This window comes from Pseudomonas viciae (assembly GCF_004786035.1).
GTDB classification, from domain to species: Bacteria; Pseudomonadota; Gammaproteobacteria; order Pseudomonadales; family Pseudomonadaceae; genus Aquipseudomonas; species Aquipseudomonas viciae.
The window spans coordinates 3,639,512-3,656,467 of the sequence record NZ_CP035088.1; the positions used below are offsets into that span (position 1 = coordinate 3,639,512).

Here is a 16,956-nt window from a genome sequence, read left to right on the forward strand (position 1 = left end):
GATCAGAACGTCACGCTGGCACTCAGGCGGGCGGTACGCGGTTCACCGACATTGACTTGCTGTTCGCTGCCGGTGGACGACGGGTAGTACTGCTTGTCGAACAGGTTGTCCACGTTCAACTGCAACGAGGTTTTGTGCCCCAGCACTGGAGATTCCCAGCGCAGGAACGCGTCGGCGACGGTGTAGCTGCTGAGCCAGAAGTCGTTGGCCTTGTTAGCGGCGCGCTCGCCGACATACCGCGCACCGGCGCCGGCGTGCCAGACACCGAATTCGGCTGGCACGTTCAGGTGGTGGCTCAGGTATAGGCTGGCGGTGTGCTTGGGTGCATCGGCGAGGCGATGGCCTTCGTCCTTGGGATCATCAAGTATTTCTGTATGGGTATAGGCGTAGGTGCCGATCAAGTCCCAACGCTCAGCCAAACGACCGGTGATGTCGAGTTCCAGGCCTTGGGAGCCGACTTTGCCGGCAGCCTCCGACAGGGTCACACCATTGACAGTGGAGGACGTCACAACGTTCTTTTTCACGATGTCGAACAGTGCCAGATTGATATTCAGCCCCGGCAATGGATCGTACTTGGCGCCGACTTCGTAACTGCGTCCTTCCTCCGGTTTAAAAGTGCTGAGATTGTCGTCGACGGTATCGTTGGGCTTGAAAGAGCGACTGTAGTTGCCATACAGAGACAGGGTCTCGGTGGCTTTATAGACCAGTCCCAGGAACGGAACAAAAGCATCACCATTGTCGTCACGAACCGGCACGCTCGTGATCAGCCCCTGCTTGCTGAATTGGTCGTAATGCTGGTAGCGCCCCCCAAAGACCAGGATCCAGCGATCATCCAGGTGCCAGTTGTCTTTCAGGTACACCGAGCTGGAAGTCAGTTTGTTGCTCAAGTTGCTTTGGCCTGGACTGATGACGCTGGGTTCTTCCAGACCACCGTACACCGGTGCTGTGATGTCGAAACCCGCTTGATAGGCCCCACGGTAGGTCTTGCCACGGAACTGATCGGATACCTGGTTATCCACGCCGATCAACAGGTCATGACGTTGACCGAATAGCTCCTGCTTGCCGATGAAATCCCAGCTGGCGTAGCGGGTTTCATCGTCGTAGTGCGCGCCGTTGGCAGCACGCTGGAAAACACCGCCGCTTGTCATCCGCGGCTGCGCGATTGAAAGGCTATACCGGTCATTGTTCCAGCCATAGGTGACCCGCGTTTTCCAATCCTCGCTCAGTTCATACTCAAACCGCGCCGTGGCCGTCTCGCGAATTCCCACGCTCTTGGCCCACGGCTCATCCAGACGCTTGTCATAGTCGATATCCTCCGGATGCCCATTCCTGAACACCGTTCCGCGATCGAATGGATTGGAATATTCGTTGTACTCGTAACTGAGGTTCAACGAAGCCCGCTCCCCCGTCCAAGCCAAGGACGGCGCCACCAGCGTGCTCTCGTTGACGCCGTAGTTGCGCCAGTAGTCCTCGTGCCCACGCTCGGCAATCAAACGATAAGCCAGGCCGGTATCGCCCAACGGCCCAGTGGTGTCCAGGGCCATGGTGCCGCCGCCCTCGCTGTAGGCCGAGCCGCTCAGCGTGGTGCTCTGGGTGTACTCGGGTTTCTTGCTGATGACGTTGACCAGGCCCCCAGGCTCCAGCGCGCCGTACAGCATCGAGGCCGGGCCCTTGAGCACTTCGACCCGTTCGGTGGTGGCGCTGAAGTTGTGCCCCAGGTTCGAACGCACGCCATCACGCAGGATCGAGCCGTCGTCGTTGGTGCCAAAACCACGCTTGACCAACGAGTCCCGCGAGCCGCCCAAGGTATTGCCCTGGCTGACGCCGCTGACGAACTTCATTGCGTCGGCCAGCGAACGCACCTGATAGTCGTCCAGGGTCTGCTGGGTCACCACGTTGATCGATTGCGCCTCTTCCTTGATCGGTACATCGCTTTTGCTCGCCGTGCTGGCTTGCGATGCCGTGTAGCCCTCGTCCTGAGTGATGCGACTGCCCTGGATGTCCGTAGCCGGCAGTTCAAGGGTGTCCTGTGCCCACACCGGACTTGCGATGAAGCAGCAAGACAAGGTTGGCAATACACACTTGATGAAGACGTTGCGATTAGCGAGGGGGGTGGAACGATTCAAGACGCTGCACTCATAGGGGGGGATGTTAATGAGAGCGAATATACTTTGAGAACGATTCCCAGTAAATCTTTTCTATTCATTACTGACCATCATCAAACCCCTGTGGGAGCGGGCTTGCTCGAATGCGATGGGTCAGTTGCATCAGTGTTGAATGTGCTACCGCCTTCGCGAGCAAGCCCGCTCCCACGGGTCCGTGCTGCGCTGGGCTACGCCAAATCACGTAAAGTGATATCAAATCGCCCTATCCCCCTAAAGCTTTGCCACTCGCGGTCGAATGTATTCCATTGAGAGATTTCTTTGCCCAGGAGCAGCGGCATGCAGACGTTAAAGGCCTTGTACGAGTCTATCGAAATGCAATTTTTCGATACGCTCACCAAAAAGCTGTCGAGCCTTTTCCTGCTGGTGTTGGTCAGTGGCCTGCTGTACTGGGTGACCCTCAGCGCACGCGCCGATATCCTGCTGCAATTGCGCAACGCGCAGTTGGACGGCGCAATGCTGGGGCAGATCGAGGGTCGGCTCGACAGCCTCACCCATGCCCTGCTCTTCGGTGCGTTTCTGTCGCTGTGCATGATCAGCTTCATGGTCTGGTACTTGCGCCACCTCATCGTGCGCCCCGTCACCGCCATGACCAAGGCCCTGGAAGAGATCGCCAACGGCGAAGGCGACTTGTCCAAGGACCTGCCGCTGGTGACCCACGACGAGATTCGGACGCTGGCCGGCACCTGCAATCGTTTCCTGGCCAAGCAGCGGGAGATCATCAGCAACGTCCAGGCCCTGACCGTGCACATCGCCGTCGAATCGGCGCGTTCGCTGAAGAACATCAGCGATTCCAGTGACAGCGCTACCCACCAGGCCCGCTTCGCCAAGGAAGTGATGGACCAGAGCAACACCGCCGTGGGCCGCATTGAAGAAGTCTCGCGCCAGACCCAGGGCATCTCCAGCACCACCGCCCAGAACCTGAGCATGGCCCGCGACTCCTACGCCGAGCTTCTGGAAGTGACTGGCAACATCAGTGAAATCTCCAGCAGCCTCAATGAATTCGCGACGCTGGTGGGCGCCTTGAACCAGCGCTCTTCAAGCATCAAATCCATTGTCGGGTTGATCCAGCAAATCTCTGCCCAGACCAACCTGCTGGCCCTCAACGCTGCCATCGAAGCCGCCCGGGCTGGTGAAAGTGGCCGGGGCTTCGCCGTAGTGGCCGATGAAGTGCGCACATTGGCGCAGAATGTCAGCCGGGCAACGGACGATATCTCGCGCAACATCGACGCCATGCTTGAAGAGGTCGGCTCCACCCACGAGCAGACCACCCAGATCAGCCACAGCGCCCGGGAAACTCAGAAAGTGGTGGAGCGCGCCTCCGGTCATTTCGAAAGCATGATCGGCGATTTCGAATCCACCAACGGCAAACTGGCGGACATTGCCACGCATATCCAGCAGTTCGCCGACAGCAATACGGGCATCAACGAACGGGTGACCCAGATCCATGCCGATAGCCAGTTGATCGACCAGCGTATGCAGCATTCGGCGACGGCGACCCGTGACCTCTCCGGTGTTGCCGAAAAAGTGCAGGCGCTGTTGGGTCGGTTCGTGCTCGGCCACGGCAAGCTGGATGCCGCCATCACCCGGGCCAGCCAGTGCCGCGACATCCTCCAGGTACGCCTGGAAGCGCTGCAAAAGGAAGGCCTCAACCTGTTCGACCAGAACTACCAATTGATCCCCGGCACCGACCCCAAGCAATACATGACCGGCTATACCGAACGCTTTGCCCAGGTCTGCCAGGAAGAATGCGACAAGCTCACCCGCAGCACGCCGGGTGGCAAGGTGTCGTTTATCGTCGATACCAAGGGCTATTGCCCGGTGAACAACAGCTGGGTGTCGAAGCCGCCCACGGGTGATCGCACAGTCGACCTGCCGGTATGCCGCAACAAACGGATCTTCGGCGACCCGATCGGCCTGCGCGCAGCGGGCAACGTCCAGCGCTTCCTGCTCCAGACCTACCTGCGCGATACCGGGGAAATCATGACCGAGATCGACGTACCCTTCTTCTTCGGCGGCCGTCATTGGGGCAACTTGCGGGTGGGTTTCGATGCGGCGGTGTTGTTGGCGGAGTGATCGCCAGGCAAATACCCCGTGGCGAGGGCGCTTGCTGCCACAGGGTTTGCATTTTAATGGTGTATCCGGGCCGACGCTGAGGTCTTCAGCGAGCCAAGCAAGCCGCTGCGGGTCGCCCGGTTGACGGCGCTCACCAAGGCCTTCAAGGACGCCGACAGGAAGCTGCCATCGCGCGCCGCGCCAAAGATGAACTGGCTGCCCAAGCGGATCTCGACGTAGGCAATTGCTTCGGATTGAGCTCCGTCACGCGTCGCATGCTCATGGTAATCGGCAATATCCAGGTTGATGCCGCAGGCGGCGAGCGCATCGACCATGGCCGCCAACGGGCCGTTACCCTCGCCGGCCAGGTGCACCGGGCCCTGTGGTCCGACCAACCGCGCATCGATGTAGGTCGTGTCACCTTCGCTGACCACTTGCGGTTTGCCGAGCCGGTAAGGCATCCCTTCGGTGAGGTACTGTTCGGTAAAACACTCCAGGATCATCTCGCTGGTGATCTCCCGGCCTGTATCGTCAGCCACTTGCTGGACCAGGCCGCTGAACTCCATTTGCAGGCGCCGCGGCAGGACGATGCCGTATTGCTCCAGCAGGTAGGCCACGCCGCCCTTGCCGGACTGGCTGTTGACGCGGATGACCGCCTCATAGCTGCGCCCCATGTCTGCCGGGTCGATGGGCAGGTAAGGAACTTCCCAGAACCCGTCGGGGTGGGCGTTGCGGGCGGCAAAGCCTTTCTTGATCGCGTCCTGATGCGAACCGGAAAACGCCGTGAATACCAGCTCGCCGGCATAGGGATGCCGCGGGTGGGTCGGCAACTGGTTGCAGTACTCGACTTCACGCTGCACATGCACGATGTCGGAAAAGTCCAGCCGTGGGGAAATCCCGCTGGTATAGAGGTTCATTGCCAGCGTGAGGATATCGACGTTACCGGTACGCTCGCCATTGCCAAACAGCGTTCCTTCGATCCGCTGGGCACCCGCCAGGCAAGCCTGCTCGGCCGTGGCGACACCGGTGCCGCGGTCGTTGTGCGGATGGACGCTGATGATCACGCTGTCCAAACGACTGAAGTGACGGCAGAACCATTCGATCTGATCGGCAAACACGTTCGCGGTGGAGACCTCCACGGTGGTCGGCAGATTGAGGATCATTTTGTTCTGCGGGGTGGGCTCGAATTGCGCGGCCACGGCCTCACAAATCTCCAGGCCGAAATCCAGCTCGGTGAAACAGAAGGTTTCCGGCGAATACTGGAACGTCCACTCGGTCTGCGGGTACTGCTGCATCAGCGCCTTGATTTCCCGCGTTGCATCGGTGGCAATCTTGATGCAACCGGCTTTATCGACCCCGAACACCACATCACGGAACACCGGTGCGGTGGCGTTATAGACATGAACGATGGCACGCGGGGCGCCCTTCAGCGCTTCGAAGGTTCGCTCGATCAAATGCGTACGCGCCTGGGTCATGACCTGGATGGTCACGTCCGGTGGAATTTTGTTGCCCTCGATCAACTCACGCACATAGTCGAAATCGGTCTGCGAAGCGGCGGGGAAACCCACCTCAATCTCCTTGAAGCCGGTCTTGACCAACAGCTCGAAGAACCGCCGCTTGCGCTCGGCGTTCATCGGCTCGATGAGCGCCTGGTTGCCATCGCGCATGTCGACGCTGCACCAGGTCGGTGCCTGGCGCTGGACCTTGGACGGCCATTGCCGGTCAGGCAAGTCCACGGTGGAGAAATGGCGGTATTTGAGGGAAGGGTCGCTGAGCATCATGCGTTCGTCTCCTTGAGGACAACAGCCACTGGATCGATTCGCGAGAGGCGAACCAGATTGGATCCAATACACCGTATTCTAGAGATTGCCGGCTGCTCAAGGATTGCAAACTATGTCTTAAAATACGAAGAAAATGATAGCAAAAACGAATTATCAAAACTTTTCAGCAATAAATAATCAAAATAGCCGCATCATCAACAACGCCAAAAACCTGCACGTCAACGCGCCCCTGTGCACCAATTACGACCACCACTAAGTTAATCAGCCCTACAGCCGATAAAGGACAGGTGCGGGTGAAATCGCTTTTGGCTGATGACTTATTTATGACTGAAGATGCTGGCAACGACTCAATCGTTCTTTCCCCGGGCTCGCCAACCCGAAGCTTCACCCGTCGTACCTTCCCGGCCATCATGCTCCTGCTGTTTGTCATGTCCGCATTGGCGATCGCCGTGTTGCTCAACATCACCCAGGTCCAGGACCAGCGCGCCCGTGAACAGAGCCTGTTTTTTGCCCAGCGGGCCATTGATGGTATCCGCACGGGCATCGGGCGGGACCTGAGCGATTATTCCAAGTGGAGCGATGCTTACCGGCATTTGCATGTCGAAATGGACAAAGAGTGGGCCTACGACCAGGAAAATGTCGGCAGCAGCGTTTACTCGCTCTACGGTTACCAGGCGGTGTTTGTCATTTCCCCGACAGGTAAAACCGTCTATTCGGTGATCGATGGCAAGATGGATGAGGTCGATGCCGACACATGGCTGACCGGCAACCTGCGCGCATTGGAGGAAAAAGCCAGTGCATCGGAGAACCGCGATGAAGTTGTCGTCGAACTGTTGCATCACGACGGCATGCCCGCGTTCGTCGCCACTTCCGCCATCACCACCGGCACGGACGATAGCGTGGCCGAAATCCCCGGCCCGCCCAGCCTGCTGCTGTTCGTAAAAGTCCTCGATTCCGCCGCCCTGCAAGGCCTGGCGCGGGACTTTGCCCTGCCCGATGCCCATATCGCCAGAACACCGGGCCCCAGTGATACCGCCCAGGTGCTGCTCGACAACTTGACCCAAGAGGCCCTGGCATGGCGGCCATCGACGCCGGGTCAGGATCTGCGCAGGATCCTGCTGCCCTTGCTGGCCCTGGCATTACTGGTCTTGGCCTTTCTGGCGCTGGCCGTGTTACGCCATGCCCTGGCCATGCTCCGCGCACAGGAGCGCCAGTACACCAGCTTACTGGCTCACCGCAAGGCCTTGGAACGCAGTGAAGAACGCTTCAGAGACATTGCCGAAGTGTCCTCTGACTGGCTGTGGGAGATCGACTCGAACGGGACGCTGACCTACCTGTCTGATCGCTTCGAACAAGTGACCGGGTTCAGCCCTACCGAGTGGTTGGGCAAGCCCCTCTACCGGCTGCTGCACCCCCACGGTGGCTCGATTTCGATTGCTCAATGGTTGCTCGGCGGCGCCGACAGCGCCTCATCCGCCCCACTGTTATGCGAGTACACCGCACGCAACCAGCGCATCCGCACCTGCAAGCTGTCGGTGCGGGCCATCGAATCCGGCGCGTTGGGATTTCGCGGCACCGCCACCGATATCACCGACGAGCTACGGGCCCTGGCGCAGATCAAGCATCTTTCCCTGCACGACCCGCTGACCGGCCTGGCCAACCGAAACCATCTGTTCGATTGCCTGCGCAAGCACCTGGATCGATCTGACGGTACCTCGCTGGCGGTGTTGAACCTGGACATGGATCGGTTCAAACCGGTCAACGATTCCCTGGGGCATGCCGTGGGGGACAAGGTGCTCAGGGAGGTGGCCCATATCCTTCAGCAAAACGTGCGCGACACCGATCTGGTGGCCCGTCTGGGCGGTGATGAGTTTGTCATCGTCATGCCCGACCCGGGCAATGCGCACGATCTCGATCAACTCTGTGAGCGCTTGATCGATTGCATGCAACGCCCCATGCACCTGGACGGTAATACCCTGTACCTGGGGGTGAGCATCGGCGTTGTCTGGTCGCAACCCGGCGACGAACATGCCGATGAATTATTGCGCCACGCTGATATTGCCTTGTATGCGGCCAAGGCGGCTGGTCGTAATACCTGGCGCGTATATGTCGAGGCCATGGGCAATGTGGCCCGCGACCGTCGACGATACGAGCAACAACTACGTGATGCGATGCAGGAGGATCAGCTGGAGCTGCGTTATCTACCGCGCTTCAACGTGAGCGCCGAGCAACTGCATGGCTTTGAAGCCCAGACCTTCTGGCATCATCCCGAAAAAGGTGAACTGGGCGGGTCCGACTTCATACCGGTCGCCGAAGCGTCAGGCCAGTTGGAAGAACTGGGGACCTGGATGCTGATCAACGTCTGTGAGGAAGCAGCTACCTGGCCGACCGCCGTCAGCGTGTCCGTCGCGGTTTCGCCCAAGTGGTTCAGCAGCAGCTTTCTGCTCAACCAGGTGCAAACGGCCCTTGACGCAAGCGGCCTGGAGCCTCATCGGCTGACCCTGGAAGTGGCCGAAGGGGTGCTGTTGGCCGACCATAAGACCGTCGCCCGCACCCTTCATGCCCTGAAAGATCTCGGCGTACGGATCAACATCGACAAGTTCGGCACGAGCATCGCATCCCTTCGCGAAGTATTGAACCAGCCGTTCGATGGCATCCGCTTCGATCGCAATATCCTCGCGCAGCTGGGCTTGGAACATGACCAGGAAGGCGTCCTGGCGATGATCCGATTGAGCCGCAGCGTAGGGCTGATGGTCACCGCCGAAGGCATCGAAAACGCCCGGCAATTCAGCCAACTGCGCAGCGTCGCTTGCGACCATGTGCAAGGCCCCTACTTCGGCTCGGCACTGGCCCGCTCGGAAATGGCCTCGTTCTTCACCACGCCCAGGTGGTTATAGAGCTGGCTCGCGCCTTTCTCCCACAGGAGATTCGGAGTGGATACATTTGATGGGATCTGAGTCTTCCGCCCTCCAGGACTAGTCCATCAATGACTCATCGGCGACATGGCCGTCGCCTGCCCCAACAACTGCTGGTCAATGTCGTCCAGGCGCAACACCCGGCCGCCGGTGTCCCTGGCGAGTTTTTCCGCCGCCTGGGCGTCGGAGAACGAGGCCAGGACCACGCCCATGGCGCCCTTGAGCCCGGAGCCGATCACGAAATAAGCGGTCCTGGCATCGATCAGATGAGCATCATCCGGCGTATCCCAATGGCTGCGCCCCATGTCGTGGACGTACAGTTGCACATCGGCGCGGTGGTTTTCCGGCTGTAACCACCAGCCAAGCATCTCCGCCGGCGAGCAGAACTTCCTGACGTTCCCCGCGCCGACCGCTGCGCCCTTGGGCCCGGGAAAGTCGTTGATGACCATGCCGCAGACGTGGCATTCGTCAGTGGGGTGAAACGCCAGCGCCGCCTCGCTGACCGGTGGCGGGGCTTTGTCACACGCCACCAGCGCCAGGCACACCAACACCCCGGCCAAGAGACGGCTCGCCTTGAAATACAGCCTGTTCATCGTTGCATGCTCCCTTATAAACATCAGAAATCACGGACACCGGCGATTGAACAACCGATAAGCCAACCACAACGGCAATGCCACCCACAGCCACAGGCACACCCACAGCAAAGGCCCCGACACCGGCAGGTCGCTGCCCAGGGTCAGCACGGCGGCGCCGCTGGACGCAGGATCGAACCCGGACAGATTGATCAGCCGATACACATCCGTGGGGTTGAACAGCAGCAACCACGGCAACAGGTCCGGGCTGAACCGGCCTTCGCTAAGCACCAATAGCGCCAGCAGCACCAGGTCGAACACCAGCACAAAGAAAAACCACACCCCCAGCGCCAGCCCGGCTGCGGTGGACTTTTCCGCCGAGAGGCTGCTCAGCACATAGGCCAGCCCGAGAAAGCCCCAGCCGAGCAAGGTGGTGGACAACATGAAGCGGCCGAAGGCCCAGAGCAGCAGGCTCAGTTCGATATCGTCCACCAATAGGGCAATGGCCAGCATCGCGCAACCGAAGCCAATCAGCGTCGCCAGGGTCAGGATCAGGCCCTGACCGACGAACTTGCCCAGCAGCAACTGACCGCGCCCCAACGGATAGGTGAGCAACAGCAGCAAAGTGCCGCTCTCGTCTTCGCCGACAATCGCGTCGTAGGCCAAGAGCAAGGCGATCAAGGGCATCAGGAACGTCGCCAGGCTGGCCAGGCTCGCCACCGTCGCTGGCACCGAGGTAAACCCCAATTGGCCAGAGGCCGCCGCGCCGAGCCAGGCGATGCCGATGGCCAGCGCCGCGAACAACAGGCTGATCGCCAGCAGCCAGCGATTACGCAAGCCATCGCTGAATTCCTTGCGGGCCATGTTCCAGATCGGGTTCATGAGCTGGCCTCCTCGGCCGCCGCGCGGACCATGTAATGGCGGTACAGATCCTCCAGGGACGGCGGCTTGATCTCGACATCCGTCGGGTTGTCCTGGGCCAGCAACTGCCGCAGCAAGACGAGCTTGCTGCCGTCCGGCGCGGACACCTGCAAGCCTGCCGCGCCCCAACCCTGGGTGACATGCCCTTCGCTGCGCCAGCGTTGCAGCAACTGCGCGGAACGAACCAACCCCGAAGCACGGATCAAGGTCGGCAACCCTGCGTCTTCGCGCAACCGAGCCAGACTGCCCAAGGCCAACAGACGCCCCTGGGTCAGGATCGCGGCGCGGTTGATGTGCGCCTCGACCCCCGGCAGGACATGGGAGCAGAGAATGATGCTGGTGCCCTGCCAGCGCAGGCGATCAAGCAGTTGATAGAGGTCCTGGGTGGCGATGGGGTCCAGGCCCACGGTCGGTTCGTCCAGCAGCAACAGACGCGGCTGGCCGAGCAAGGCTTGCGCCAGGCCAAGGCGTTGACGCATGCCCTTGGAATAGGTTCGCACGCGCCGCCGGGCCGCATCTGCCAGCCCTACCTCCTCCAACAAACGCTCGACCTGTTCCGGTGCCGCGCCTTTGAGCCGGGCAAAGTGACGCAGGGTTTCCAGCCCACTCAACTGCGGGTAGAACATGACGTTCTCCGGCAGGTAGCCGAGCATCTGCCGCACGCTCGAGTCGCTGGGCGCTCGACCGAAGACACGCACCTGGCCTTCGCTGGCCCGCAGCAGGCCGAGTATCAACTTCATGGTCGTAGTCTTGCCCGCACCGTTGTGCCCGAACAGGCCCAGCACTTCGCCCTGGGCCAAATTCAGGTTCAGCCCGCGCAACACTGCGACGTCGCCGTAGTGTTGGCTGACGCCTTCGATCTCGACGACGTTCAAGACGCGTCCTCCTGCGCACTGTTGCGTGATGGGGGATGGACCGGGGTTTCCATCAACGGATGGCTGTCCATGACCCCAGGGGATTTCATCACCGGGAACGCCCGCTGCACCCAACGCAGCAGTTCGATCCCCGGACTGTTCATCAACAGCCGTACCTGGGGGTACAGCCACAGCAGGCGATCAACGTTGTCGTTGGGTTCATAGGCCACGTCCCCTACCCCGTCACCGTTGCGATCCCAACCCAGGTAGTCGCTCCAGTAATTGCCGCGCCCCTCCGCCGACCATTCCTGCAGCCGGGTGGCGACGTATTTGACTTGGCGCTGGTTATGGACGAAGGCGTTGCCGGCGATGCGGTTGTCCTCCGAGCCGGCAGTCAGGTGGATGCCCACCGCACTGCGTTCGAAGTGATTGCCTTCGATGCGGTTGAACAACGAGTTGTAGATGAACAGGGCCTTGCCCTCCGCGCCGGTGATCATGGTGTCGCCGGTAGACCCGTCGCGCACGTCGGTGACGAAGTTGTCGCGCAGGGTGGAATAGGTGATGTAGTTCATCAGGATCCCGTAGTTCTGGTCCTGTTCGGAACGGTTGCCGATCACGGTCAGCTGACGACTTTGCATCAAGGCATAACCGGTGCGAGTACGCCGGGTGACGTTGTCCAGCAGGCGGTTATCGTTGGCGAACATGTAATGCACGCCATAGCGCAGGTCCTCCAGGGTATTGCCCTGCAACAGGTTGCCGCTGGAGGTGTCGATGTAGATGCCGTCGCGGGTTTCGCGCACCTGGTTGCCGATGACGCGGGCACCGTGCACGGCATACAGATGAATGCCATTGCCGCGATCCTGGGAGCGCAGGCTGGGGTCGCCCTGGATGCGGTTGTCGATCAGGCTCACGTCCCGCGTGCCATCGACCCAGATGCCGAAGCCCTGGCCCTGCATCCGGTTTGCGCGAACCACCGCACCCTGAGCGACGGGCTGAATGAATACGGCAGCGTTCATGGCCGTCAGGTCATGTCCCCAGTCCAGGAACGTGCAGCCCTGGACCTGGACGTTCGGCGCGCGAATGATCAACCCGTTGCCCTCGCCCTGCCCCTGGAACACAGCGCCCGGCGCACAGGTGAGCGTCATCGGCTGGTCGATGCTGAACGAGCCCTGGTATTGCCCGGCAGGTAGACGCCAGTGCTGGTCGCCCTCGGCCTGCAAAGGCAGATTGGTGATCGGCTGCGGCGCGGCGAGCGCACCGCCCGACATCAAACAAAGCACCAGCGCAATGACCGGTTGGCGAGCATGGCCCGCAGGTTGCTGCGTGTTCCCAGTCATTGAACCTGCCTCCTTGATAAGCCGTCTCAGGCCTTTTCAACCAGCATGCGCCCGACCATCTCCATGTGCAGGGCATGGCAGAACCAGCTGCAGTAGTACCAATGCAAGCCAGCCTTATCGGCGATGAAGGTGATCGATGAGGTCTGTTGCGGGCTGATCTCCATGCTCGCGCCATGGTTGGTCATGACAAAACCGTGGGAAACGTCCTCGATCTGGTCGATGTTGGTGATGGTGACCGTCACCTCGTTGCCTTGCTTGACGGTGAACTCGGTCAAGCCATAGGCCGGCGCCATCGACGTCATGTAGACCCGCACCTTGTTGCCGTCACGGATGACTTTGTTGTCGGTCTCCAGGTTGATGCCGTCTTTCTTGGCCAGCTCCACGGTGCCGGCGAAGAACGGGTCGTTGCGGTTCCAGATCTTCTGGGTCTTGATCTGGTCGCGCCGGGCGAGGATGCAGTCGTGGGGTTCGGCGAAGGCCGGGCCGTCGTGCACCAGCTTCATTTCCTCGCCGGAGATGTCGATCAGTTGATCGTTCTCCGGGTGCAGCGGACCGGTGGGCAGGAAACGGTCCTTGGAGAACTTGCACAACACCACCAGCCATTTGCCGTCCGCCTCGCTGGTTTCGGTCAGGGAGGCATGGTTGTGGCCGGGCTGGTACTGCACGTCGAGTTTCTGCTTGATGTAGTTGACCTTCTCACCCTTGTAGGCGCGGATCGCCTCGTCCATGTTCCACTTCACCACCTGGCTGTCGATGAACAAGGTCGTGTAGGCATTGCCGCGTCCGTCGAACGTGGTGTGCAGCGGCCCCAGGCCCAGTTCCGGCTCGGCGACGATCACTTCGCGAGGGTCTTTGAAGCGGTCGGCGAACAGGTCATCGAGGCGGTCGATGGCGATCATCGAGACGGTGGGCGACAGCTTGCCGTTGGCGATGAAGTATTTGCCGTCCGACGAGGTATTGAGCCCGTGGGGATTCTTCGGCACGGGGATGTAGCGGGTGAACTCGGAGTCCTTGCCATCGGTCTTGCGGCCATCGACCACCGGCACTTTGGAGCCGTCCAGGTGAATGAATTTGCCGGCCTTGATCGCGGCTTCGATACGCGGAATGTTGAACACCACCACCCAATCGCGCTCGTTGCGCATCATGCCGCCCAGGTCGTAGGCCTTCTCCGAGTTGTAGCAGGTGCTGGCAGCGTATTTGCCGGTGTAGTCGGCGTCGGAGTTGTCCAGGTTACCGTCGACGATCACCTGGAAAGCCATTTCCATTTTCTCGGCATCGATGGCGTTGAACATCGTGAAGCTGTTTTTGTCTTGCAGGTCGAAGGTATGCCCGTCGTTGGGGTGCGGGATCACGAACTCGGCGTTAGCGAACACGTACTTGGTGTACGGCACCTTTTGCAGGCGCAGGCCGTGGATCGCCTGCACGTTGGGCACGGTGAGAATCTTGTCGCACTTCATGATGTCCAGGCGAATACGCGCGACCCGGGAGTTGGCCTTGTCGTTGATGAACAGGTATTTGCCGTCGTATTTGCCGTCGGTCATGGAGATGTGCGGGTGGTGGCAGTCGCCGTTCTGATATTTGGCGCTGTCGCCCAGGATGCGCTTGCTTTCGTTGGTCAGGCCCCAACCGGTGGCCGAGTCCACGTTGAACACCGGGATGCGCATCAGCTCGCGCATCGACGGCACCCCCAGCACCCGCACCTCGCCTTGGTGGCCGCCGCTCCAGAAGCCATAGTATTCATCCAGCTCGCCAGGCCCGACATGGACCTTGGACTTGGCCTCCTTGGCCGCTGCGGCCCAGGACTCACGCGTGAACGTGCCGGCGCCCAGCGCCGTGGCGCCGGCCAGTACCGCGCCGGTGACGGCACCGGTGCCCAGAAAGCTGCGTCGGCTGACACCCCGGGGTTCTTCCGCTGTACCGGTGGTTTCGGTTTTTTTGTCGCTCATGCTGTGTGCTCCACGAAGAATGAAAGGATCAAGGGACAGGACATTCGGGTGCCTCAAGGCGCCGGGCTCACCTGCACCACGGGAATCAATTGCGCCTCGGTCGCGGTCGCCTTGCCGCGCTTCTTGCGCTTGTTGATCAGCGGCGGGCATTTTTTTTCGTTGTGCCAAGTCATCTGGCAGTCGAGGCAGTAGTGACATTCGTTGGCGTTGATCCGGCCATCGGGGTGAATCGCCTGGATCTCGCATTCCTTGGCGCACAACTGGCAGGGGTTGCCACACTCCTTGCGGCGCTTGAGCCAGTCGAACAAGCGCAACCGGGTGGGCATCGCCAGGGCGGCCCCCAGCGGACAGATGTAGCGGCAATAGACTTTGCGGGTGAACAGGTTGACCAGCAGCAGGCCCGCCGCATACGCCACGAACCACCACTGACGGTCGAACCGCAGGGTGATGGCGGTCTTGAAGGGCTCGACTTCAGCCAGCCGTTCGGCGGTGGCCATCGACTCCAGGGAGACGCCGAACAGCACCAGCAAAATGATGTACTTGATCGCCCACAGCCGCTCGTGGATGGCGAACGGCAGTTCGTATTGCGGCACCTTGAGCTTGCGCGCCAGCTCGTTGATCAACTCCTGCAGCGCGCCGAACGGACACAGCCAGCCGCAGAACACCCCGCGGCCCCAGAGCAGAATGCTCGCGGCGGTGAACACCCAGAGGATGAAAATCAACGGATCGGTGAGGAACAGTTCCCAGCGAAAGCCTTGGAACAGTGCGTGGACGAAAGTCAGCACGTTGACCACCGACAGCTGCGCCAACCCATAGCCACCGAGAAACACCACGGTGAACACCAGGTAACCGCGACGCACCCAATGCAACAGTTTCGGCCGCCGGGCCAAGGCATCCTGAAAGAACAGGATTGCCGTGAGCACCAGCAAGGCAACTCCGAGTATCGAGATTTCGACGTTTTTCTGATACCACAGGGTCAGCCACATCGGCCGGCTGGCTTCTTCGGCCGCCGCCAATTGCTCAGCGCTAGGCAATGGCCGCTCCAGATACGGCTCGGGCAGTTGATAGGCCAGCTCGAAGCTGCTGAAGGTGCCGCTGACCGGCCCGGTCTGGCGGCGCACCAGCAACTCCAGGCTCCAGGGCGAACCGGGATCGAAACGGTGCGCGGCGCGGACGATGAAAATCGCCATTTCGTCGAACTCAGGCATGTCCTCGGCGGCCACGTCATCCAAACGCTGGAAATCCAGGTCGCGGAAACTGATGGCATCGCCGAACTGACGCAACAGCACCCGATCGAAAATACCGCCGCGCACATACCCAGAGCCCTTGAAGGAATAGCGCCCGCTGCCCATCACGGCGATGGCTTGCTCGCCCGGCTTGAGTTCGCTCATCAGCGTGCGGTATTGCGCCTCACCCAACAGGTTGCGACCGATGGTGGGTGGGTTGAGGTGGGTGACATAGAGGTCGATGAAGGTGTCGCCTGCCTGCTCGGCGCTGGCGACTTCGACCTGTTCGGCTTCGGTTCCCTTGAAGGAGGCATCTACTTGGCCGCGGGTCAGGTGCAAACGACGTATTGCACCGTTACCGGTCAAGGTCGCCCAGTCAGCGGGTTGATAGAGATCATCGCGCACACGGGCCGGCGCCACGGCCAGCCCCGCGTCACCCTTGACCAGGCCCAGGGAGACCGCGACATCGTGGGCGGCACGCATGATGACTTCGTTGACCACCATCGCCGTCACGGTGGCCCCCGCGATGGCATCCACCGTTACCGCATTCGGGTCACTGGAATGCCCCACCACCACCCGCTGGTTGACCTTGATGCCGCTGTAGCGCGCACTGAACGCGTGGAGTTTCTCTTCGGCGATGCCGATCAGCAGAATCGGCTCATGGTGTTCAAGCACGTAGGCATCGAGGATCACACCGGCAGGATCGAGGATCACCTGGACATTGATCGGCTTACCTGAATAGGCGGGAATGTCCACGACATCCAGGCTTTGAAACACATAACCCAGGACCTTGCCCGCCGCAGACAGCGTGCGCACCTTGAAGGGCCCTTCGGGCTCGGAGATCGCGTCGGTCTGATCCAGGACATGGTGGATGCGCTGTTGCTGGATCTCACCGTAGTCCTTGGCCTGGGCCAGGCCCGCGAATAGGAACAAAAGAGTGAACAGTGCACGGAGCCAGAAGCGGGGTGGGTATTGCATCGCAAAAAGAGGGGTCATGGACGCCAGGTCTTGAAGACAGGATCTTGGCGATCATCGTAGGGCTCGCCCCCCTGCCCGGCCCTTGATTGAAATCAACTTGAAAAAAACTTAACCCCGAACGGTCCGTATCCGTGGGAATTGCACAGCTTTTCTCCACTCCTGCGTCCGGAATGAATTTTTATTGCACGAGAACGGTTGAACCCGGTCGC

At 60.6% G+C, this 16,956-nt stretch carries 10 protein-coding genes; 2 read left to right on the top strand and 8 right to left on the bottom strand.

The window, feature by feature from the left end; translation table 11 throughout:
* Positions 1 to 2: 2 nt before the first annotated feature.
* The gene (locus tag EPZ47_RS16165; protein ID WP_135845704.1) at positions 3 to 2,126 is read right to left on the bottom strand and encodes a TonB-dependent siderophore receptor; all 2,124 of its coding nucleotides are present in this window, start codon (positions 2,124 to 2,126) and stop codon (positions 3 to 5) included.
* 315 nt (positions 2,127 to 2,441) lie between these two features.
* Between EPZ47_RS16165 and EPZ47_RS16170 the strand changes: the two genes are divergently transcribed.
* Complete coding sequence (locus EPZ47_RS16170; protein ID WP_135845705.1) at positions 2,442 to 4,238, top strand: methyl-accepting chemotaxis protein; 1,797 nt, start codon at positions 2,442 to 2,444, stop codon at positions 4,236 to 4,238.
* A gap of 53 nt (positions 4,239 to 4,291) precedes the next feature.
* Here the strand turns inward: EPZ47_RS16170 and leuA are convergent, their stop codons facing one another.
* A complete protein-coding gene (gene leuA, locus EPZ47_RS16175; protein ID WP_135845706.1) occupies positions 4,292 to 5,998 on the bottom strand; it encodes a 2-isopropylmalate synthase in 1,707 nt (568 codons plus the stop codon).
* Positions 5,999 to 6,321: 323 nt separating this feature from the next.
* Here leuA and EPZ47_RS16180 point away from each other — a divergent pair, with 323 nt between their 5' ends.
* Entirely contained in the window at positions 6,322 to 8,895 is a 2,574-nt protein-coding gene (locus EPZ47_RS16180) for a bifunctional diguanylate cyclase/phosphodiesterase (RefSeq protein ID WP_135845707.1), read from the top strand.
* An 86-nt stretch (positions 8,896 to 8,981) separates the two neighbouring features.
* Here the strand turns inward: EPZ47_RS16180 and EPZ47_RS16185 are convergent, their stop codons facing one another.
* Genes EPZ47_RS16185 through nosR form a run of 6 tightly spaced genes read right to left on the bottom strand, consistent with a single transcriptional unit; the run spans position 8,982 to position 16,765 of the window.
* Entirely contained in the window at positions 8,982 to 9,506 is a 525-nt protein-coding gene (locus EPZ47_RS16185; RefSeq protein ID WP_135845708.1) for a nitrous oxide reductase accessory protein NosL, read from the bottom strand.
* Positions 9,507 to 9,536: 30 nt separating this feature from the next.
* Positions 9,537 to 10,367: an ABC transporter permease gene (locus tag EPZ47_RS16190; protein ID WP_135845709.1), complete on the bottom strand. Its 831-nt coding sequence runs from the start codon at positions 10,365 to 10,367 to the stop codon at positions 9,537 to 9,539.
* On the bottom strand, positions 10,364 to 11,281 hold the full coding sequence (locus tag EPZ47_RS16195) for an ABC transporter ATP-binding protein (protein WP_135845710.1): 918 nt from the start codon (positions 11,279 to 11,281) through the stop codon (positions 10,364 to 10,366). Before EPZ47_RS16195 ends, EPZ47_RS16190 begins: the two co-directional genes overlap by 4 nt.
* Positions 11,278 to 12,597, bottom strand: coding sequence for a nitrous oxide reductase family maturation protein NosD (locus EPZ47_RS16200; protein WP_135845711.1), 1,320 nt, complete (start codon positions 12,595 to 12,597; stop codon positions 11,278 to 11,280). Before EPZ47_RS16200 ends, EPZ47_RS16195 begins: the two co-directional genes overlap by 4 nt.
* A gap of 26 nt (positions 12,598 to 12,623) precedes the next feature.
* Positions 12,624 to 14,543 (bottom strand): TAT-dependent nitrous-oxide reductase, encoded by a 1,920-nt coding sequence (gene nosZ, locus EPZ47_RS16205; protein ID WP_135845712.1) that lies wholly within the window; start codon positions 14,541 to 14,543, stop codon positions 12,624 to 12,626.
* A 53-nt stretch (positions 14,544 to 14,596) separates the two neighbouring features.
* Positions 14,597 to 16,765 (bottom strand): transcriptional regulator NosR, encoded by a 2,169-nt coding sequence (nosR, locus tag EPZ47_RS16210; protein ID WP_135845713.1) that lies wholly within the window; start codon positions 16,763 to 16,765, stop codon positions 14,597 to 14,599.
* Between the last annotated feature and the right edge of the window lie 191 nt (positions 16,766 to 16,956).

Coding starts and splice junctions, on each gene's coding strand:
- nosR (WP_135845713.1), bottom strand. CDS start 16,765: ATGACCCCTCTTTTTGCGATGCAATACCCACCCCGCTTCTGGCTCCGT.
- EPZ47_RS16170 (WP_135845705.1), top strand. CDS start 2,442: ATGCAGACGTTAAAGGCCTTGTACGAGTCTATCGAAATGCAATTTTTC.
- EPZ47_RS16190 (WP_135845709.1), bottom strand. CDS start 10,367: ATGAACCCGATCTGGAACATGGCCCGCAAGGAATTCAGCGATGGCTTG.
- EPZ47_RS16185 (WP_135845708.1), bottom strand. CDS start 9,506: ATGAACAGGCTGTATTTCAAGGCGAGCCGTCTCTTGGCCGGGGTGTTG.
- EPZ47_RS16180 (WP_135845707.1), top strand. CDS start 6,322: ATGACTGAAGATGCTGGCAACGACTCAATCGTTCTTTCCCCGGGCTCG.
- nosZ (WP_135845712.1), bottom strand. CDS start 14,543: ATGAGCGACAAAAAAACCGAAACCACCGGTACAGCGGAAGAACCCCGG.
- EPZ47_RS16200 (WP_135845711.1), bottom strand. CDS start 12,597: ATGACTGGGAACACGCAGCAACCTGCGGGCCATGCTCGCCAACCGGTC.
- leuA (WP_135845706.1), bottom strand. CDS start 5,998: ATGATGCTCAGCGACCCTTCCCTCAAATACCGCCATTTCTCCACCGTG.